The 18491-nt window shown below is 63.3% G+C and carries 19 protein-coding genes; 6 read left to right on the top strand and 13 right to left on the bottom strand.

Translation table 11 applies throughout. The features are described 5' to 3' along the window. Positions 1-60: 60 nt before the first annotated feature. The 3 genes from AC1RZR_RS12615 to AC1RZR_RS12605 all read left to right on the top strand — a co-directional run bounded on the left by AC1RZR_RS12615 (position 61) and on the right by AC1RZR_RS12605 (position 3842). A complete protein-coding gene (locus AC1RZR_RS12615) occupies positions 61-369 on the top strand; it encodes a putative quinol monooxygenase (protein ID WP_183462547.1) in 309 nt (102 codons plus the stop codon). A gap of 65 nt (positions 370-434) precedes the next feature. Beyond that, positions 435-1538 (top strand): AbrB family transcriptional regulator, encoded by a 1104-nt coding sequence (locus AC1RZR_RS12610; RefSeq protein WP_477270140.1) that lies wholly within the window; start codon positions 435-437, stop codon positions 1536-1538. A gap of 192 nt (positions 1539-1730) precedes the next feature. After that, positions 1731-3842, top strand: coding sequence for a TonB-dependent siderophore receptor (locus tag AC1RZR_RS12605; protein WP_477270138.1), 2112 nt, complete (start codon positions 1731-1733; stop codon positions 3840-3842). A 110-nt stretch (positions 3843-3952) separates the two neighbouring features. Here AC1RZR_RS12605 and AC1RZR_RS12600 read toward each other — a convergent pair whose 3' ends face one another. From AC1RZR_RS12600 to AC1RZR_RS12580, 5 genes are all read right to left on the bottom strand, one after another. Continuing rightward, on the bottom strand, positions 3953-4936 hold the full coding sequence (locus AC1RZR_RS12600) for an ABC transporter ATP-binding protein (protein ID WP_477270136.1): 984 nt from the start codon (positions 4934-4936) through the stop codon (positions 3953-3955). Beyond that, positions 4933-5967, bottom strand: coding sequence for an ABC transporter ATP-binding protein (locus tag AC1RZR_RS12595; protein WP_477270134.1), 1035 nt, complete (start codon positions 5965-5967; stop codon positions 4933-4935). The genes AC1RZR_RS12600 and AC1RZR_RS12595 overlap by 4 nt, the downstream gene beginning before the upstream one ends. Further along, complete coding sequence (locus tag AC1RZR_RS12590; protein WP_477270132.1) at positions 5957-6931, bottom strand: ABC transporter permease; 975 nt, start codon at positions 6929-6931, stop codon at positions 5957-5959. Before AC1RZR_RS12590 ends, AC1RZR_RS12595 begins: the two co-directional genes overlap by 11 nt. Next, positions 6931-7959 carry an ABC transporter permease gene (locus AC1RZR_RS12585; protein ID WP_477270130.1) on the bottom strand — a complete coding sequence of 343 codons (1029 nt, stop codon included), beginning with the start codon at positions 7957-7959 and terminating at the stop codon, positions 6931-6933. Before AC1RZR_RS12585 ends, AC1RZR_RS12590 begins: the two co-directional genes overlap by 1 nt. A gap of 100 nt (positions 7960-8059) precedes the next feature. Then, positions 8060-9733, bottom strand: a complete 1674-nt coding sequence (locus tag AC1RZR_RS12580) for an ABC transporter substrate-binding protein (RefSeq protein WP_477270128.1) — start codon at positions 9731-9733, stop codon at positions 8060-8062. A gap of 285 nt (positions 9734-10018) precedes the next feature. Between AC1RZR_RS12580 and AC1RZR_RS12575 the strand changes: the two genes are divergently transcribed. Both AC1RZR_RS12575 and AC1RZR_RS12570 read left to right on the top strand, forming a co-directional pair. Next, the gene (locus AC1RZR_RS12575) at positions 10019-10780 is read left to right on the top strand and encodes a helix-turn-helix transcriptional regulator (protein WP_481828572.1); all 762 of its coding nucleotides are present in this window, start codon (positions 10019-10021) and stop codon (positions 10778-10780) included. Positions 10781-10890: 110 nt separating this feature from the next. Continuing rightward, positions 10891-11790 carry a proline iminopeptidase-family hydrolase gene (locus AC1RZR_RS12570; protein WP_477270124.1) on the top strand — a complete coding sequence of 300 codons (900 nt, stop codon included), beginning with the start codon at positions 10891-10893 and terminating at the stop codon, positions 11788-11790. Between the two features lie 30 nt (positions 11791-11820). On the opposite strand, the gene AC1RZR_RS12565 is transcribed toward AC1RZR_RS12570, so the two are convergent. From AC1RZR_RS12565 to AC1RZR_RS12545, 5 genes are all read right to left on the bottom strand, one after another. Then, positions 11821-12915 (bottom strand): siderophore-interacting protein, encoded by a 1095-nt coding sequence (locus AC1RZR_RS12565; RefSeq protein ID WP_481828571.1) that lies wholly within the window; start codon positions 12913-12915, stop codon positions 11821-11823. A 160-nt stretch (positions 12916-13075) separates the two neighbouring features. Then, the gene (locus tag AC1RZR_RS12560; protein WP_477270120.1) at positions 13076-14356 is read right to left on the bottom strand and encodes an MFS transporter; all 1281 of its coding nucleotides are present in this window, start codon (positions 14354-14356) and stop codon (positions 13076-13078) included. After that, positions 14353-14682 (bottom strand): hypothetical protein, encoded by a 330-nt coding sequence (locus AC1RZR_RS12555; protein ID WP_477270118.1) that lies wholly within the window; start codon positions 14680-14682, stop codon positions 14353-14355. Before AC1RZR_RS12555 ends, AC1RZR_RS12560 begins: the two co-directional genes overlap by 4 nt. A gap of 2 nt (positions 14683-14684) precedes the next feature. Then, a complete protein-coding gene (locus tag AC1RZR_RS12550) occupies positions 14685-15248 on the bottom strand; it encodes a cysteine hydrolase family protein (protein ID WP_477270116.1) in 564 nt (187 codons plus the stop codon). Between the two features lie 55 nt (positions 15249-15303). Then, a complete protein-coding gene (locus AC1RZR_RS12545; protein ID WP_477270114.1) occupies positions 15304-15753 on the bottom strand; it encodes a MarR family winged helix-turn-helix transcriptional regulator in 450 nt (149 codons plus the stop codon). Between the two features lie 177 nt (positions 15754-15930). Here AC1RZR_RS12545 and AC1RZR_RS12540 point away from each other — a divergent pair, with 177 nt between their 5' ends. After that, the gene (locus AC1RZR_RS12540) at positions 15931-16200 is read left to right on the top strand and encodes a hypothetical protein (protein ID WP_477270112.1); all 270 of its coding nucleotides are present in this window, start codon (positions 15931-15933) and stop codon (positions 16198-16200) included. A 2-nt stretch (positions 16201-16202) separates the two neighbouring features. Here AC1RZR_RS12540 and AC1RZR_RS12535 read toward each other — a convergent pair whose 3' ends face one another. From AC1RZR_RS12535 to AC1RZR_RS12525, 3 genes are read right to left on the bottom strand one after another with little or no spacing between them, the layout of a single operon-like run. Continuing rightward, the gene (locus AC1RZR_RS12535; RefSeq protein ID WP_477270110.1) at positions 16203-16517 is read right to left on the bottom strand and encodes a nuclear transport factor 2 family protein; all 315 of its coding nucleotides are present in this window, start codon (positions 16515-16517) and stop codon (positions 16203-16205) included. Further along, positions 16517-17293, bottom strand: a complete 777-nt coding sequence (locus AC1RZR_RS12530) for an esterase family protein (RefSeq protein ID WP_477270108.1) — start codon at positions 17291-17293, stop codon at positions 16517-16519. The genes AC1RZR_RS12535 and AC1RZR_RS12530 overlap by 1 nt, the downstream gene beginning before the upstream one ends. Positions 17294-17297: 4 nt before the next feature. Then, a complete protein-coding gene (locus AC1RZR_RS12525) occupies positions 17298-18464 on the bottom strand; it encodes an ATP-grasp domain-containing protein (protein ID WP_477270106.1) in 1167 nt (388 codons plus the stop codon). Between the last annotated feature and the right edge of the window lie 27 nt (positions 18465-18491).

Below are 18491 nucleotides of genomic sequence, written 5' to 3'. Positions count from 1 at the left end.
GCTATCTGCATACTGGCGATCTGCATACTCTTGTCGAAGACTTCAAAGGGAGACAAAGGAATGTACGGACTGATCGGCAAGATGCGGGCGTCGCGCGGCCAGCGCGACGCGGTCATGGACGTCCTGCGCGCCAGCACCGGCGCCCTGCCGGGTTGCCTGAGCTATATCATCGCGCGCGATCCCGCGGATGCCGATGCGATCTGGGTCACCGAGGTGTGGACCGACGCCGAAAGCCACAAGGCCTCGCTGCAGCTTCCCGAAGTCCAGGCGGCGATCGCCAAGGCGCGGCCGTTCATCGCCGGCTTTGAATTCCAGGTCGAGACCCACCCTGTCGGCGGCTTCGGCCTGGCCGATGGCAAGACCGGCTGAGGGCAGGCATCCTTTTTCGGCGCAGCGGGGTTCGCATCGCCCCGCTTCGGGTCTAAGAGCGAACCATGGATTCCTCGGCCGAGCCGCCACCCCCGGATCTGCCCACCATTGAGCGCATGGCGCGGATGCGCAAGCTCTGGCAATGGCTGGCGATCCTTACCGTCTCCGCCCTGTTTGCCGGCGCGCTGGAACTCGCCGCCCTGCCCGCGGCGCTGCTGATCGGCCCGATGCTCGCGGCCATCGTCGCCGGCACCAATGGCGCCACGGTGCGGGTGCCACGTCTTCTGTTCGGCGCCGCCCAGGCGATTGTCGGCTGCCTCGTCGCCAGCTCGATCTCGGCCGATATCTTTCCGGTCTTCTACCAGGAGTGGCCGCTGTTTCTCGGCGTCGTTGTGGCCACAGTGACGGCCTCCAGCCTGCTCGGCTGGCTGATCAGCCGCTGGCGCATCCTGCCCGGCACCACCGCCGTCTGGGGCTCGTCGCCGGGTGCCGCCACCGCCATGGTGCTGATGGCCGGTGCCTTCGGCGCCGACCAGCGCCTCGTCGCCTTCATGCAATACCTGCGCGTCATCTTCGTTTCGATGACGGCGGCCCTGGTGGCAAAGATGTGGGTCGACACGTCGGGCGTCGAAATCCCGCCCATCATCTGGTTTCCGCCGATCGATCCACAAGCCCTCGCCGCCACCATCGGGGTAGCGCTTGTCGGCGGCCTCCTGGGAAAGCTGCTCAGGCTGCCCTCGCCGTTCTTCCTTGGCACCTTCATCTTCGGCACCGTCATCCATCTCGGCCTTGGCGTGGAAATGCAATTGCCGCCATGGCTGCTGGCGGTGAGCTACGCGATGGTCGGCTGGTCGATCGGCCTGAATTTCACCCGGCCGATCCTGCGCCATGCGACGCGCGCCTTGCCGCAGATCATTGCGTCGATCGTGGCGCTGATCGCCTTTTGCGGCGGCCTTGCCTTCATGATCAGCCATCTGCTCGGCATCGACCCGCTGACCGCCTATCTGGCGACAAGCCCCGGTGGCATGGACAGCATCGCCATCATCGCCGCTGCCGCCCAGAACGTCGACATCTCCTTCGTCATGGCGTTGCAATCGGCGCGCTTCCTGATCGTGCTGCTGATCGGGCCAAGCGTCGCGCGGCTGGTGGCCAGAAGCGTCAGGCAATAGGCAAAGCCGCCTCCCCTGAGCCCACAACCCGACTGTCATTCGACGACCCGGTTGGTCGAATCCCCGTCAGCGGTGCCGCTGTGCAAGAACCCAGCGACAGCTTGGGTAGCAGCGGCAAAAAATACTTGACTAACACACTCATATTTGAGAGCGCGGGAGCGCAATCCTGCATGAGACAGTGGAGACGAGTTGATGCGAACGCGGCCGACGACATGGCGCCTGGGTATATCATTGCTGGGTGGCGCGGCGATGCTCGCCCAACCCGGCGCAGCACTCGCCCAGGACAGCGAGACCGCCCCCGTCCTTGGCAAGATCGAGGTGACCGCGCAGAGCAACGAGATCCTGGTCCAGGATGGTTACGTCGCCAAGAAGGATCGCATCGGCACCAAGATCGATACGCCGATTGCCAGGATTCCGCAGGCCATTTCGGTGGTGACGCAGAAGCAGATCGAGGATCAGAAGCCGCGCACGTTGAACGAAACGCTCGGCTACACGGCCAGCGCCAATCCCAACAGCTTCGGCTTCGACACCCGCTACGACGCGTTCTTCCTGCGCGGCTTCCAAGCCTTCTACAACGGCATGTTCCGCGACGGGCTGCGCCAGTACAACGGCCCCTCGGCCTGGTTCAAGACCGAGCCCTACGGCATCGAGGGCGTCACCGTCCTGAAGGGGCCGGCATCGTCGCTGTACGGCGTCAGCGGCCCGGGTGGCATCGTCAATGTCGTCACCAAGCGTCCCAAGGATGAGCCCTTCCGCGAAATCGAACTGCTCGCCGGCGAGCACAACCGGTTTCAAGCCGCGCTTGACGCTTCCGGACCGGTGACCGAGGACGGCAGCATCCTCTATCGCTTCACCAGCCTCGGCCGCAAAAGCGAGACCGAATTGCCTGCCTATCCCGACGACAAGATCTATCTGGCGCCGGCTGTCACCTTCAAGCCGGACGAGGATACGAAGCTGACAATCCTCGGCGAATATTCGAAATCGGTAACCGGCGGCACGGCGGCCTTCTACAATTCGAGCTATGGCGTGCTGTCCAACGTCTATGAGGGCGATCCCGCCTGGAACGATTTCACCCAGAGTCAGGGCCGTATCGGCTACGAGTTCGAGCACCGTTTCAACGACCTGCTGACGGTGCGGCAGAACCTGCGCTACAACGCCGTCGACAGCGACATCGAGTACAGCGGCCATTACTCGATCGGCGCCGACCAGCCACTGCAGCGCTACTGGGGCCACTACACCGAGGCGATGAGGAACTTCGTCGTCGACAACATGGCGCAGTTCGAGTTCGACACCGGCCCGATCAAGCACACCGCTGTCGGCGGCATCGACTATGCCTGGTCGGACTATGATGCCGGCAGCGGTCTGTCCTATGTCTCGGTCGACGACATCAAGGCGGCAGCTGTTCCCCATTCCGGCGGACAGCAGATGAACCAGCTCGGCGTCTACCTGCACGACCAGATGGAGTGGAACGACTTCACCCTGTTCACCAGCGGTCGCTACGACTGGGTCGACACGACCTCCACCGCCGCCGACTTCAGCACATCCAGGCAGAAGGACAGCGCCTTTTCCGGCCGGGTCGGCCTGTCCTATCAGACCGAATGGGGCATCACGCCCTATGTCAACTATTCGACCTCGTTCTCGCCGAACATCGGCTTCGTCTATGACGACGTCGCCAGCACCGTCGGCCGCGTCGCTCGACCGACCATCGCCACGCAGAAGGAGATCGGCGTCAAATACGAGATGTCAGAACATAATGCCACCGTCAGCGCCGCGCTGTTCGACATCGACCAGAAGGACGGCGTCGTCTTCGACGCCTCGACCGGCATCAACAAGCAGCGCCAGCTCGACCTGAATTCGCGCGGCGTCGAACTGGAAGCCAATGCCTCGCTCGACAACGGCTTCAGCTTCATCGCCTCCTACACTTATCTGCGCGTCAGGATCGAGCGGGGCGCCGAGGAAACCGCAGGAAAGGAGCTGTCGGCGACCCCAAATCATATCCTGTCGCTGTGGGGCCACCACCAGTTCGAGAACGGCACGCTGGAAGGCCTGGGGCTCGGCGCGGGCGTCCGCGTCGCCGGCTCGAGCTATGGCAACGACACCAACACCTTCAAGAACGACGCACGCGCCTTCGTCGACGCTTCGCTCTCCTACGATTTCGGCACCCGCAATCCGAAGCTCGAAGGCGTCAAGCTGCAGCTCAACGCCAAGAACCTGTTCGACAACCGGCAGACCATCTGCTCTGCCGGCTATTGCTACCGCGACGAGGGCCGCTCGCTGTTCGCCAGCCTGCGCTATCGCTTCTGAAGGAAGGCTGGAGCCGGTTTCCATCCCGATGGACTCGGGATGGGGCTCTATCTTATTGTTTGAGCCTGATCTTTTCCGAAAACTGGACTCCCCTTTTCGGGATCGTGCTTTTAGCTCGCCCTCGGATGGTGACAGGCGACGAAGTGGTTCTTGTCGACGAGCGAAAGCACGGGGCGTTCGTGGCGGCACACCGAAGTCGCCGCCACGCAGCGTGTATGGAAACGGCAGCCTGACGGCGGATCGAGCGGGCTCGGCAAATCGCCCTTGAGCATGATCCGCTGGGCCGGCCGGTTGTCGACGTCGGGAACCGGCACCGCCGAGCGAAGCGCCATGGTGTAGTGATGTCGCGGCGCCGAAAAGACGGCGTCGACCGGTCCGGTTTCGACGATCGAGCCCATATACATCACCGCCACTCGCGACGAGAACTGCCTGACCACCGAGAGGTCGTGGGCAATGAACACATAGGTCAGGTTGAACTCGTCGCGCAGATCGGAAAGCAGGTTGATGATCTGCGCCTGGATCGATACGTCCAGCGCCGATACCGGTTCGTCGGCAACGATCAACCGCGGCCGCAGCGCCAGGGCGCGCGCGATGCCGATGCGCTGGCGCTGTCCACCCGAGAATTCATGCGGAAAACGCTGGGCATGATCGGGAAGCAGTTCGACGCGGACCAGCAGATCCTCGACGCGATCCGCCATTTCCGATCGCGACAGCTTTTCGTGCACGCGGAACGGGTCCGCCAGGAGATCGCCGACGCGGCGGCGTGGGTTGAGCGAGGCGGCGGGATCCTGGAACACCATCTGCATCTGGCGGCGTATCGGCCGGAGCTGCCGTTGCGAGGCCCTGGTGATGTCCCGGCCCTCGAATTCCAGCGACCCGGAGGTGATTTCGGTGAGCCGGACCAGGCAGCGTCCCAGCGTCGATTTTCCGCACCCCGACTCGCCGACGATGCCGAGCGTCTCGCCCGGGAAGATGTCGAGCGAGATCTGCTCCACGGCATGGACGATCCGCCGTTGGAAGGGTGAGCGCCCCACCGGATAGTGTTTCGATAGATCGTTGGTCCGCACCAGCGGTTGGGGCCTGGTCTCGGTCATGCCGGCACGGCCCTGGCGGCAAGCGTCCGGCGCAGATCCTGACGGCTATCCTGCGGAAGAAAACAAGCCGAGCGGTGTCCTGCCACGCCGCCAAGCGAAGGCTGCTCGGCACAGGCCTCGTGCCGGAACGTGCAGCGCGGTCCGAAGGCGCAGCCCTGCGGCATCTGGCTAAGTTTCGGCGGACTGCCGGGGATGGCTGTCAGCCGCGCGGGACGCGGACCGTGCATCGGCGGAATCGAGCCGAACAGGCCCCATGCATAGGGGTGAAGCGGTTCGCGGAAAAGCTGGCCCTTGCCGCCCTCCTCGACAACGCGCCCGGCATACATCACCAGCACGCGATCGGCGACTTCGGCGACCACGCCGAGGTCATGGGTGACCAGGATCACGGCGGATCCGAAATCATCGCGCAATCGAGCGATCAGCTCCAGGATCTGCGCCTGCACCGTCACGTCGAGCGCCGTCGTCGGCTCATCGGCGATCAGCAGCGCCGGATTGCAGGACAGCGCCATGGCGATCACGGCGCGCTGGCGCATGCCGCCGGACAGCTGGTGCGGGTAGCGGTCGACGGCACTGTCGGGGTTCGGCAATCCAACCGCGTCGAGCAAGTCCACCGCCCGCTTGCGCCCGGCGGTGCGCGAAACCCGCTCGTGCGCGCAGATCTGCTCGATGATCTGGTCGCCGATCGTATGAACCGGCGTCAGAGCCGTCATCGGATCCTGGAAGATCATCGCGATCTGCCGGCCGCGAATGGCGTCGAGCGCACGGCGCTTGAGCCCCAGCAACTCCTGGCCGAGAAAACGCACCGACCCGGTGACGACGGCATTAGGACTGCTGATCAGCCCCAGGATGGCAAGAAGGGTCTGGCTCTTGCCCGAGCCGCTTTCACCGACGACACCGATGATCTCGCGCGGCGCGAGCGAAAACGAGACGCCGCTGACGGCAGGCACCACGCCACCCTCCGTGCGGAATGAGACGCAAAGGTTCTCGACGACCAGCAGCGGCCTGTCAGTGGGCGTCTTGTCAGTGGGCATCTCTAACCCTTGGATCGATGAAGACAAAGGCGACGTCGACGATGAAATTGGCCATGACCACGAAGAACGAGGCATAGATGACTGTCGCCAGGATCATCGGCAGATCGAGCGTCTGCAAGGCCCCGTAGGTGAGCTTGCCGACCCCTTGCAGGCCGAAGACCACCTCCGTCAGCAAGGCACCGCCGCCGACCAGGGCGCCGAAATCAAGCCCGAACATAGTGACGAAGGCGACGAGCGAGGTTCTGAGCCCGTGATGCAGCAGCACCCGCCGCTCGCCGATGCCCTTGGCGCGCGCGGTTCGGATGAAATCCTCCTGCATGGTCTCGATGATCGAGGCCCGCAGCACGCGGCCGTAAAGTCCGATGTAGAGCGTGGCGAGCGTGAACCAGGGAATGACCAGCGCCTTGAACCAGCCCCAGGGATCTTCGGTAAAGGGGATATAGCCGAGCGGCGGCACCCACGAGAACAGCCAGCTGTCGTGCCAGCGGCTCTGTGTGACCAGATTGGCGACTTCGCCCAGCCAGAAGACCGGGATCGATACGCCGATCAGGCTGAGGATCATCAGCGTCCGGTCGAGCCAAGTGCCGCGCGTCGCCCCGGCGACCACGCCGACGATCAACCCGCCGAGAACCCAGAACACAGCAGCGCCGAACACCAGCGACAAGGTGACCGGGATCGCCTCGAGCACCGTGGGAACGACCTTCTGGCCGCGATTGACGAAGGAGGTCAGGTCACGGCTGATGAACAGCCGCTTCATCATCAGCGCATATTGGACCGGCAGCGGCCGGTCGAGCCCGAAATCGTGCCGCACCTGGACCAGCGTCTCCTGCGAGGCGTTGCGCCCGGCAATACGCGCCGACGGGTCGGCGCCAGGGGTGGCGAAAAAGATCAGGAAGGCAACGACGCTGATGCCGAACATCACCAGCACCATCTGGCCGAGTCTGGAAACGAGCGCCGTCAGCATCAGGCGACCCTGATCGAGGATTTCGGGTCGAGTGCGTCGCGCACCCCGTCGCCCAATATGTTCAGCGCCAGTACTGAGATGACGATTGCCAGCCCCGGCGCCAGCGCGACGATCGGGCGCGAATAGAGAAGCCCCTGGCCGTCCTGGATGATGGTGCCCCAGCTGGCGTCGGGCGGCTGCACGCCTATGGACAGGAAGGACAGTGAGGATTCCGTCATCATGTTCAGCGCCAGGATGAGCGGCACGAAGACGATCACCCGGGTGATCACATTGGGTAGGATGTCATACAACAGGATGCGCCAGGGCGACGCGCCGATGCCGATCGCCGCCGTGACGAACTCGGCCTGCATCAGCGACAGGACATGGCCACGGATGGGCCTGGCGACATAGGGGACGTAGACGATGCCGATGATGAAGATCGGCAGCCAGAGACTGCCGGAGCGGATTTCGATCGGCCCGATGGTGATGCTCTGCGTGATCAGCACGATCGATAGAGAAATCGCCAGCAGGAAGATGGGAAACGCCCATAGCACGTCGAGAATGCGCGACAGCAAGGTATCGACCAGCCCGCCGAAGAAGCCGGAGACGACACCGAGCATTGTCGCCAGGCCAAGACATATCAGCGCCGCGGCGCCGGCGATCAGCAGCGAATTGCGTCCGCCGTAGAGCAGGCGCGCGGCGACATCGCGGCCCTGATTGTCTGCGCCCAGCATATAGGGCCCGAAATCCCAGGTCGGTCCGAGCGGTGTGAACCCCAGGCCAAGGCCTTCGGTCGAAGGCTCCAGCACCTGCCTGGTTTCGCCGTTTATGACGATCTCGCCATTGAGATTGGTGGCGAAAGGATCGGTCCGCGCCACATGGCGGGCGTAAAGGGGGGCTGCCAGGCAAGCAGCGGTGATCAGCACCAGCACACCGAACGCCATGATGGCTGCTCGATCGGCCTTGAGCTTGCGCCAGGCGGTACGCCATGGCCCCTCGGCGCCCCGGCGGTTCCGAACCAGCGCTTGCCCGACACTCGTATTGTCCATGATGGATATGAATTTCAGATCGGCGGGAAAAGCAACCGCGGCGGAAGATTGCGCATCGTTCCGCCGCGGATCGGACTGGGCCTGATCACTCAACCCCCGATCACTCGACCCATGACTGGCTCATGATCCAGTAGAATTGCGGGCTGAAGACGAAATTCTTCAGCCGCGGTGAGATCAGGTCGACGCGCTTGGGTGTGAAGAGCACGGCCACCGGCGCTGCGTCGGTCACCGCCTTGTCGACGGCAGTCCACAGCTGCGCACCCTTGGCCGGGTCGGCGATCGTGGCGGTCTGCGCCTCGCTCATCTTCTGGTCGATCGACTTGTCGCAGAAGCCGGAGATGTTGACCGAGGCGTCCGAGCCGGGGGTAAACGAGGCGCAGCTGAACAGCACCTGCAGGAAATCCGAAGGCGCGGGATAGTCCTGGAACCACTGCGAGATGGAGATCTGCACCTTGTTGTTGGTGTTCTGGATGTAGGTGAACTGGATGTTCTGGGAGATCGGCTTGACCGAGGTCTTGTAGCCCAGGCCGTTCAGCACATCCTGCAGATACACGCCGATCGATTTCGACACTTCGGTGTCCTCGGTGATGATCGTCACCTCCTGGCCGGCCGTGCCGGAGGCGGCGACCAGCGCCTTGGCTTTCTCCAGGTCAGGTGCGGACCATTTCTCGCCGGGATTGGCAGAGAATGGGCAATAGGGCGCGTAGGACGGGAAATCCGGCGGCAGGATCTGGCAGGACGGCTGCGCCAGATTGCTGCCACCGAACAGCTTGACGATCGCCGCGCGGTCGATGGCGTAGTTGACGGCCTGCCGCACGCGGATGTCGTTGAAGGGCGCCAGATTGGTGTTCATCGGCGCGTACCACATCGCGGTCAGCGGATGCAGGGATACCTGTTTGGCGTATTTGGTGCCCAGTTCCGCCAACCGGTCCGCTGGTGGCGGATCGAACATCCAGTCGGCCTGGCCGTTCTCCACGGCAGTGACCGCCGCCTCGTCCGTGAGACCGAAGCCATAGTCTATCTCGTCGGGATACCCGGCCGGCTGCGCCTCCTTGCTCCATTCCTTGAAGTGCGGATTGCGCACCATCTTGAGCAGGCTGTTGGGATCGTAGCTGGCGATCATGTAGGGCCCGGTGCCGGGAATGGGCACGGTCCCCGAATCCTTGAGAGGCGCCTCGGTGGGCAGGATCGCCGCATGCGGGATCGAGATCTTCTGCAGGAAGTCGGGATCTGGCGCCACCAGGTTGAAGGTGACGGTGCTTGCCGCCTCATCGGCAACGACGCCGCCCTCGAGCGTGCAGGTCGCCGGCGTCTTGAGGCATAGGTCGGCGCCGACGATGCCGTTGTAGAGCGTGCCCGTCGTCGGACCGCTGATCTTGAACATGCGCTGGAACGAGGCCACGACATCGGCCGTCGTCAGGTCCGACCCGTCAGAGAACTTGATGCCCTTGCGCAGCTTGAAGACGTATTTCTTGCCGCCGTCTTCCGGCTTGGGCAGGCTTTCGGCAAGGTCTGCCACCACCTCGAAACCGGTCTTGTCGCCGGTCTTGCGGAAGGTCACCAGCCCGTCATAGAGGATGTAGTTGATCTGGAAATATTGCAGCGTGTAGTTGATGTGCGGATCGATCGTGCCGGCTGCGGCATTGGCGAGAAGCTTGAGCGTTCCGCCGACCTTGCCTTCCTGTGCTACTGCACCGGTGATGGGCGCCATCAGCATGAGGCCAGCCAGGCCGGCACCGGCCATCATTGCGCTAAAAACCTTCCGGGATCGCATCGTCTTGCTCCTCTAGGGAAAGTGGGTGATCCGCAACGTGCGCCAGGCACACGCCGGACCGTGATCCATCGCACACAGCCTATGGCGCTCGAAACCCGCCGGGATAGCTGTGAATTAAGATAGTTTTGACCCTCCGGACGCGTCGCGGTCGACAAGCTGTGATCGCATATTGCTCATTTGTTGGGCATTTGGCGAACATGCCCGTTTGACAAACATTGGCCGGCGAGTAAGCTTTTGCTCATGCAGGGTGTGTCCGGCGATTTCGAAAGTGAATTTCACATAGGGATGGATGTCGACGCCGCGATGGCGGCAGCGATGCGCGTGCTTGCGCCCGCAGGCTTCACCTCGCTGATCTACGACTATACGCCGGTCCCGGTAAGCCATGACGGCGAATTGATCACGCCTTCGCTGATGGCGCTCGCCAACGTGCCGACCGGCATGCAGGATCTCTGGTGCAAGGGTGGCTACTATCAGATCGATCCGGTGCAGGAGGCGGCACTCGCGGTGTCACGGCCGTTCCTGTGGTCGCACAAGGGGTCGCAGAGCCCGGTCATGCGGCGCATCCTCCAGCGCAAGCATGATCCGGTGGTAGGCTACCTCCTGGACACCAAGATGACTTGCGGCGTGACGGTGCCGATCCGCTTCGACGGCGGCGATCTCGCCACCTTCACCGCAATCCGCCTCGATCCGGAACCGCATTTCGAAGCCGAGGCACAGATGATGTTGCCCGGCATTGGCGACCTTGGCCACCTGTTCCATGATTGCGTCTATGCCGGTTTCGATCAGCGCACCAGGACAAGCCAGTATTTCCACCTGACATCGCGGGAACGCCAGTGCCTGAGCCTCGCGGCTTGCGGGTTGACGGCCAAGCAGATCGCCCATGAGATCTGCCGCAGCGTGCCGACAGCGACACTGCATCTCAACGCCGCCAGCCGCAAGCTCGGCGCCCGCAACCGCTTCCACGCCATCGCCCTGGCGGCCCATTACCGGTTGCTCGGACCGATCAGCCAGGGCCAGAACCTCTCCCGCCGGATCAGTCAAAACTAACGTTATTGCTAGCTGGTCGGCTGCCGGTCCGCCTCTGTACCCTTTGCCGCGAACAACTCGGAGACCGCTGATCGGCGGTCGCCGCCGAGCCAGCAGGGCGGAGGAACACGATGGATAATCTTGCAGTATCGGAAGGTTTCAGCGTCTACGGACCATACAAGACTTGGTACCGTGTGACAGGCGACCTGGGTTCCGCCAGGCTGCCGCTGGTCGTTGCCCATGGCGGGCCCGGCTGCACCCACGACTATGTCGACAGCTTCAAGGATATTGCCGGCTTCGGCCGTGCCGTGATCCATTACGACCAGATCGGCAACGGCCGATCCACCCATCTGCCGGACAAGGGCGGCGACTTCTGGACTGTTGAATTCTTCCTTGGCGAACTGGATGCGCTGCTCACCCATCTGGGCATCCAGCAGCGCTATGCCCTGCTTGGCCAATCCTGGGGCGGCATGCTCGCCGCCGAGCATGCGGTGCGCCGACCATCGGGCCTCAAGGCGCTGGTGCTCGCCAACTCGCTTGCCTCGATGAAGCTGTGGGTCGAAGGCGCGAGGCAATTGCGCGCCGAGCTGCCGGCCGAGGTGCGGCAGGCGCTCGATCGCCACGAGGCGGACGAGACGACTGACCATGCCGACTACCTCGCGGCGACCCGGGCGTTCTACGACCGGCACGTCTGCCGCGTGGTGCCCTGGCCGGCCGAGGTGGCGCGCACCTTCGCCGCCATCGACGCCGATCCCACCGTCTATCACACGATGAATGGTCCCAACGAATTCCACGTCATCGGCACTATGCGCGACTGGACGATCATCGACCGGTTGCCACTGATCGAGGCGCCGACATTGGCCTTTCGCGGCTTTTTCGATGAAGCCACGCCAGCCTGTGTCCAGCCCTTCCTCGACCATATTCCCACGGTCGAAGGCCATGTCTTCCCGCTCTCCAGCCACATGCCGCATGTCGAGGAAAGGCAGGATTGCATGGCCGTCACCGAGGCCTTCCTGGCCCGCCATGACTGACTGCCGTTTCGCGCGGTGACTGGAGATCGATTACTCTTCGCCGCCGTCACCCTCGCCGCCACCGTTCGCGTCTTGCACGCCGCGGCGCCAATAGGCGGTGACCAGATGCCTGTCGCGCGCCAAGCCCCACTCCTTGCGCACGATCTTGCGAATCTCGCGGAAATCACCGAATTCGCAACCGGCCCAGACAAAGAGGCCGTCGGCAAGCGCCATGTGGCTGCGCTCGCGCAAGGCGGCCGGCAACAGGCCGGCGGTGCCGGCCTCGCGGTCGTGCCGGTAAAGCCAGGTGACGTCGATATTGTCTCCTTGCGCCAGCGCGATCCGGTCTTCCGGACCGTCGACCTCGATGAGTGCCTCGGCGCGGCTTGACGGCGGCATATGCTCGAGGATCCTGGCAATGGCGGGCAGTGCGGTATCGTCGCCGACCAGCAGCAGGGTCCCCACCACGGGGGCTTCGCCGCCACCGGGTCCGATCATGCCGAGGACGTCTCCAGGCTCTGCGTTCTGCGCGAAGGTGGCGGCCGGCGTGTCCTGGCCGGGGTGCAGCACGAAATCGACATCGAGCCAGCCGCTTGCCGCATCCACCGCGCGGATCGTGTAGACCCGCACGGTGAGCGCGTCCTCGTCCGAGGGCCAGACAAGCAGGCCGTCGGCGCCGATCGACGGCCAGACCGGCTGCCGGCCACGCGGCGGCAACAGCAGCCGCATGTGCAGGCCGCCATGGGTAAACCGGCCGAGATCCGTGCCGGCAAAGCGCAGCCGCTGCAGGTGCGGCGAAATCCGCGTCGACGATATCACCGTGATCTCGCGGAAAAACACCGGCGTGCCGGCATCGCTGCCGTCGCCTTGCCAGCGCAATCCGCTGGCCGTGCCGAGATGCTCGGCAACGTGGCCGGCCACCGTCATCTTCATGTAGGACAGGCAGGTTTCATCGATCGCCGCGACACGGACCAGCATGCCGCCATCCTCGAGCGTGGCGATCAGCGACCCATAGTGCAGGCGAAGCTCCCAACGATCGGCAGCGCCGGTATCGACCTCGAACTCGACGTGCTCGGCGCGCAGCCGCTCCATCGCCGACCGGGTTGCCTTATCGCTGATGCGGGTTTGCGCGCTCAGTTGGTCCATCGCCCAGCCTTTCGATAGCGGTTGAAACGAAGCTGCCAAGAGATTTCAGCGTCGCCATCATCGGGCATGCCACAGCGTCATCGGCGTTTCCACAAGAAACTTGATGAACATAATCATATTTTATTTGTTGATTGGGAGGCACCAGGGAATGAGGCCGGGACTATGCCGGCGCAGGCTCGCTATCGTCGAGGTCGAAGCGCAGACGCCCGGCATCGATACGCAGGCGCAGGTGGCGATACTTCACGAAGTAGCGAATCCCGACGAGCGCCGCCGCGAACCCGGTAACAGCGCCCACACCAAGCGCCCAGCGTGGACCGAAATCATCGGCTACCCAGCCGACCATCGGCGCGCCAATAGGAGTGCCGCCCAGCGCAATAGCCAGCAGGATCGCCATCACCCGCCCACGCATGGCAGGCTCGGTGGAGAGCTGCACCAGGCCGATCGTGGAGGTTGTCACTGTCTGCGCGGAGACGCCGATGATGACGAGCGCGAGGCCGAACAGCCAGTAGTTGGGCATCGCCGCAGCCAGCGCGAAACCGAAGCCAAAGATCGCAGCACCCGCCAGAAGAAATGCTAGGCGGGGTTGCTCGCGCCGCGCGGCCAGCAGCGCGCCGATAACCGATCCGATCGCCATAATCGACGTCAACAGCCCGTACTGGCTGGCGCCCGCGTGAAAGACCGAGACCGACATGGTTGAGATGAAGATCGGGAAGTTGAGCCCGAATGTGCCGATAAGGAAAAGCATGAGCAGGATAGCTTTGAGATCGGGACGCTTCCAGACATAGCGGAAACCTTCCACAAGGCTCCCCCGGCTTCGCTGTGCCTTGTCCTTCAGGTGAAGTTCGCCGACGCGCAGCAGGCAAAGCGAGGCAAGGACGGCGGCAAACGAACCCGCGTTGATCAGGAAGACCCAGCCAGAGCCGACCGAAGCGATGAGAACCCCGGCGACAGCCGGGCCAATCATCCGCGCGGCGTTGAACGAGGTGGAATTCAGCGCCACCGCGTTCGACAGATCGGCCTCACCGACCAGATCGGAGACGAATGTCTGGCGCGCCGGCGCGTCGAAAGCCGTTGCGCAGCCAAGCAGGAACGCGAACACGTAGACGTGCCACAACTGGACGAGCCCGGCGACGGTAAGCAGACTGAGGCCCAGAGCAAGCAGGCCCATGGTGCCTTGCGTGGCGAGCAACAGCTTGCGCCGGTCGAGATGATCGGCGGCAAAACCCGTCCATGGCAGCAGCAGGACCTGCGGCGCGAACTGCAGCGCCATCACCACGCCCATGGCGATCGCGTTGTTGTGGGTCAGCTGGGTCAGCACCAGCCAGTCCTGCGCGGTACGCTGCATCCACGTTCCCACATTGGACACGATCGCGCCGCCAGCCCAGACCCGATAGTTGAAATTGGCCAGCGAACGAAAAGTGCCTTTTGCCGGACCGCTCATCCGTCCACCGTGGAATTGCCACCGTTGAAGCGGCCGAAGTGGCGCGCCGAAAACAATCCTATCAGGAGGGCGCCCAGTCCCAGTGCGACGGCATCAGCCGTGGATCGCAGGTCGAAATCTCCGACGCGGATCACCAGGAGATAGCTGATCGCCAGGTTCAGAAACCCCCAGAGCATGTTGACGGTCGAAGAGGAATGCCCCTCGCCGCGCGGCTTGGCGAACGGGCTTTGAAAAGATCGCCCCATCACGCCGCTGACATAATGCGGCACGGCATTCGCCAGAAAGGCGCCACCAAACAGATAGGACACAAAGTCGATCCATTGCATTTTCAGGCACTCCTCTTCGCCAAGAGATCAAGGATGTCCCGTGTCGTGCCGGTTTCGCCCAGCCTTGGGAAAACATTCGCGATGCTGCTGGCGTGGGCATCGAGGCTCATGTCGGTCATGGCGTCGAGCGCCAGCGTGACGTTGAACCCGAGATCGCGGGCATGACGCGCTGTCGCCTCGACACCCATGCTGGTGGCGACGCCGGCGATCACCACCTGGGTAACGCCTTTGCCCTTCAGCCAGGCTTCGAGATCGGTGTTGACGAAGGCGCCCGCCGTGCGTTTGGTCACGATGTGGTCCCCCGGCTGCTGCTGCAATTCGGCGACAAGATCGGCCCAGCCAGAGGGAAATTCCGGCAGGCGAGGCGCTTGCTCGTTACGGCCCGGAGGCGCGCCGGTAACGTTGACGAGCACGACCGGCAAGCCGTAACCGCGGAACGCTTCGGCGAGCGTGCAGGCCTGCTTCACGACTTCAGCCATCGGATGGACAGCGGGCAAGGAGACGATGCCTTTCTGCAGGTCGATGATGATGAGTGCCGTTTTCTGGTCAAGCGTGGTGACGGCCATCCGTGTTTTCCTTCCGATGATTGGAACAGCGGCGCGTTGGACGCCTGACGATTGGTCAGAAGTCGGCGAGGCGTCTGAGCAGTTTGACGGCGCCTGCGAGTTGCTCCTGCTCCTCGCGGTCAAGCTTCGACTGAATGGCGCGGAACAGCCAATCCTGCCTAGCCGCCCGTCCGGTCGCGATCATGTCCCGGCAGGCCGGTGTGAGCGACAGGAGGGTCTGCCGGCCATCGGCCGGATCCGGCGCACCTTCCACCAGACCGGCCAATTGCAGCGCTGAAACAATAGCGCCCATCGATTGCGGGCGCATGTCCTGGGAGCGCGCCAGCGTCGTGACCGTCGCCGGACCCTCTCGGTCCAAATGCAGCACCACTGACTTCTGCGACGAGGTCAGATCGCCGGCGCCCGCCTGTTCACGCAGGCGACGGATCAGCCTGCCGGCGACGACCCGAAGTTCGGCCGCCAAAGCCATCGCATACATAGTTTCGGGGTCGTTCTGCGGAGGCACTTGATCCTTCATGCTGCTTTGTAGCAGATATGAAGGTAAGCTTCAAAGTTTGACTTCACATTCGGCAATCACAAGGCCGTGACCTCAGGCCGGCCAAAGGCCGTGCCCCTGCCGGCTATCGAGGCGCCGCAAGGCGTTCGGGAAGGAATCGACGAAAACGCGCACCTTCGGCGACAGATGGCGATTGGAGGGCCACAGCATCCGGAACTGGCCACGGTCGTCGACACGCAGTTGCTGGTGACCGGCAAAGTCGGTGAAACGGTGCAACATTTGCCGACGGCCAGCACAGCCGTTCTGGTCGGGGCCTACGAGACGGCGTTCGACAGGCTGCTGATCGTGCTGGCGGCAATCACCATCGTTACCGCCCTTGTCGTCTTCCTTGGCCTGCGTCGCGGATCGGCGGCGGAACACGAGACCGTCCCGCTGCCGGCGTGCCAGGAAGGGTAATGTCAGTTAATGACAAGGCTCGCTATGCGGTCGCCATCCAGCGTGAAGGTCATGTCGCCCTCGCCGTTGAAGCCCTTGCCCCTGACGGCAATGCGGACGCGATAAGTGCCTTCCGCCGGCGTGATGCTGACGATGCTGAGATGGGACTTCACGCCGATATTGTCCGACTGGTTCCAGCGCGCGATCTGCTCGCGGCCCTGGAAAGACCGGCCCCAATCGCTCAGGAATGCGTCGTCGGCAAAGGTGCCAAGAAAGGCCACCGTGTCGCCTTCATTCGTGACCTCGACGAAGCGGCGGATGGGGTCGGGCGTGGTCATCAATCCAGCCTATGCATAAGATCATCATCCAGCCAGCGGCCGAAGAAATAGACCAGTTGCTTGTGCCACCATGGCCAGTCATGGCTGACGTCGCCGCCCCAATAGTCGACCCAGGCCGGAATGGACTTGTCGCGCAGGATCTGTTCCAGCTTGCGCGTCTCGACCAGCATGCGTTCTTCCCAGGCGCCCTGCCCGCAGCAGAAGATCAGCCTGAGCGCCTTCAGGCGGGCTAGCAGTTTGGGGTCGACGATGCCCGGCAGATAGTCGAGCGGCGAGTTGTAGAAGATGTCGCCTTCAAGCGCCTTGCCGAAGAAGTCGCGAGCCGAGTAGACGCCCGACAGCGCGATGACGCCGCTGGCGAGTTCGGGAAAGCGGAAGACGAAATTCGACGAGTGGTAGCCGCCCATCGAACAGCCCGAGAACAGCGGCTTAAGCTTGCGCCCGCCATTGGCTGCTGCTGCCGTGGACAGGAATTCCGGCAGCGCCTCTTCGCGCATATAGCGGAAATAGGCCTCGTGGCGAGCGATCCGGTGGGCCGCATCGGCATGCTTGTCGAAGAACGATTCCGAATCGATGCCATCGACCGTGAACAGCTGGATACGGCCGGTGTCGATGAACTCGGCCAGTGCCCCCACCCCGCCGGAATCCTCGAACTGGTAGAACCGCCCTTGCGAAGTCGGAAACACCACCACCGGCCGGCCGGCATGGCCGTAGCGCTTGTATTCCATGTCGCGGTCGAGATTGCGGGCGAAATTCTTGTGGTAGGAGATGTCCATCGCCTCACGCCTTTTCCGCGTGGATGTAGGCGACCGCTTCGCGCAGCGCCGCCGCGTCCTTCGAGCGCATCTGGTAGGCGTAATTTCCCATGGCGCGGCTGAAAACCTCTTCGATGGCCTGATGGTGGACGATCTTGTCGCGATGGGCGGCTAGCACGTCCTCATGGCTGTGCAAATAGCTGAGCCGCCGCTTGCGGCTGGCATAGGCGGTGAAATACTTGCCTTCGTAGGGGCCGCCGGCGGCATCTTTCACCACCATGTCGGCCCATGCCGCGTAGACGTCGATGTCGAACGTGTAGTTGATCGCATCGGTCATCCAGGCGCCCGGCGGACGCATGTTGACTTCCAGTGCGATGACGCGGTCGTCCCTGGTCTCGAAAAGCTCGATGTGGAAGAAGCGTTCGCGCACGTCGAACGCCTTCAGGATCTTGCGGCCGGCCTCCTCGACCGCCGGGCTGATCTGGGGAAAGCAGGTGTAGCTCATGTGGCGATCCTTGTTGACCACCTCCATGACGCTCTGGTCGTAGCGGTGGCTGGCGGCCAGCACCACCTCGCCATCGCGGTTGACCAGCCCGTCGAAAGTCACCACCAGCCCCTCGATGAACTGCTCCATGACGAAGGTCACATCTTCGGGCTTGTCCCGGAAGAACTGGTCGAGCTCCCTGGGGTTGGAAATCTTGAAGGTGTTCGAGGCGCCCGAGCCGCTGTCGGGCTTGACCACCACCGGATAGCCGACGCGGCGGATGAAGGTCATGGCGCCGGCGCGGTCGGAGCATTTGCGCTGCGCGATAGTGTCGACGCCGCTCTTGCGGAAGAAGGCGCGCATGCGGCTCTTGCGCTTCAAATTCTTCACGAAGTCGAGCTTGGTGCCATAGATGTTGAAGTCGGTGCGGATGTTGGCTTCCAGCTCCAGCCAGTGCTCGTTGAGCGATTCAAAGCGATCGATGCGGCCCCATTTGTGGATGAAATGCCCTATCGCCCGGAACACCGGATCGTAATCCTCCATGTCGGCGACACGGTAATATTCGCTGAGCGCCGCCTTCAGCTTGCCGTCGAGCACGTCATAAGGTGCGTCGCCGATGCCGAGCACCCTGGCCCCGGCCTTCTTCAAGCGGTCGCAGAAATCCGCGCCATTGGCGGGAAAATGCGGCGAGAAGAACACGAAATTCATGGATGATCCCCCTCCCGGAAACAGGAC

Source organism: Mesorhizobium bavaricum (assembly GCF_056781655.1).
This window is presented reverse-complemented; position numbering and strand designations above follow the sequence as displayed.

What these genes read in the sequence shown, in the direction of transcription:
- AC1RZR_RS12615 (WP_183462547.1), top strand. Translation starts at nt 61, where the DNA reads ATGTACGGACTGATCGGCAAGATGCGGGCGTCGCGCGGCCAGCGCGAC.
- AC1RZR_RS12610 (WP_477270140.1), top strand. Translation starts at nt 435, where the DNA reads ATGGATTCCTCGGCCGAGCCGCCACCCCCGGATCTGCCCACCATTGAG.
- AC1RZR_RS12605 (WP_477270138.1), top strand. Translation starts at nt 1,731, where the DNA reads ATGCGAACGCGGCCGACGACATGGCGCCTGGGTATATCATTGCTGGGT.
- AC1RZR_RS12600 (WP_477270136.1), bottom strand. Translation starts at nt 4,936, where the DNA reads ATGACCGAGACCAGGCCCCAACCGCTGGTGCGGACCAACGATCTATCG.
- AC1RZR_RS12595 (WP_477270134.1), bottom strand. Translation starts at nt 5,967, where the DNA reads ATGCCCACTGACAAGACGCCCACTGACAGGCCGCTGCTGGTCGTCGAG.
- AC1RZR_RS12590 (WP_477270132.1), bottom strand. Translation starts at nt 6,931, where the DNA reads ATGCTGACGGCGCTCGTTTCCAGACTCGGCCAGATGGTGCTGGTGATG.
- AC1RZR_RS12585 (WP_477270130.1), bottom strand. Translation starts at nt 7,959, where the DNA reads ATGGACAATACGAGTGTCGGGCAAGCGCTGGTTCGGAACCGCCGGGGC.
- AC1RZR_RS12580 (WP_477270128.1), bottom strand. Translation starts at nt 9,733, where the DNA reads ATGCGATCCCGGAAGGTTTTTAGCGCAATGATGGCCGGTGCCGGCCTG.
- AC1RZR_RS12575 (WP_481828572.1), top strand. Translation starts at nt 10,019, where the DNA reads ATGGATGTCGACGCCGCGATGGCGGCAGCGATGCGCGTGCTTGCGCCC.
- AC1RZR_RS12570 (WP_477270124.1), top strand. Translation starts at nt 10,891, where the DNA reads ATGGATAATCTTGCAGTATCGGAAGGTTTCAGCGTCTACGGACCATAC.
- AC1RZR_RS12565 (WP_481828571.1), bottom strand. Translation starts at nt 12,915, where the DNA reads ATGGACCAACTGAGCGCGCAAACCCGCATCAGCGATAAGGCAACCCGG.
- AC1RZR_RS12560 (WP_477270120.1), bottom strand. Translation starts at nt 14,356, where the DNA reads ATGAGCGGTCCGGCAAAAGGCACTTTTCGTTCGCTGGCCAATTTCAAC.
- AC1RZR_RS12555 (WP_477270118.1), bottom strand. Translation starts at nt 14,682, where the DNA reads ATGCAATGGATCGACTTTGTGTCCTATCTGTTTGGTGGCGCCTTTCTG.
- AC1RZR_RS12550 (WP_477270116.1), bottom strand. Translation starts at nt 15,248, where the DNA reads ATGGCCGTCACCACGCTTGACCAGAAAACGGCACTCATCATCATCGAC.
- AC1RZR_RS12540 (WP_477270112.1), top strand. Translation starts at nt 15,931, where the DNA reads ATGGCGATTGGAGGGCCACAGCATCCGGAACTGGCCACGGTCGTCGAC.
- AC1RZR_RS12535 (WP_477270110.1), bottom strand. Translation starts at nt 16,517, where the DNA reads ATGACCACGCCCGACCCCATCCGCCGCTTCGTCGAGGTCACGAATGAA.
- AC1RZR_RS12530 (WP_477270108.1), bottom strand. Translation starts at nt 17,293, where the DNA reads ATGGACATCTCCTACCACAAGAATTTCGCCCGCAATCTCGACCGCGAC.
- AC1RZR_RS12525 (WP_477270106.1), bottom strand. Translation starts at nt 18,464, where the DNA reads ATGAATTTCGTGTTCTTCTCGCCGCATTTTCCCGCCAATGGCGCGGAT.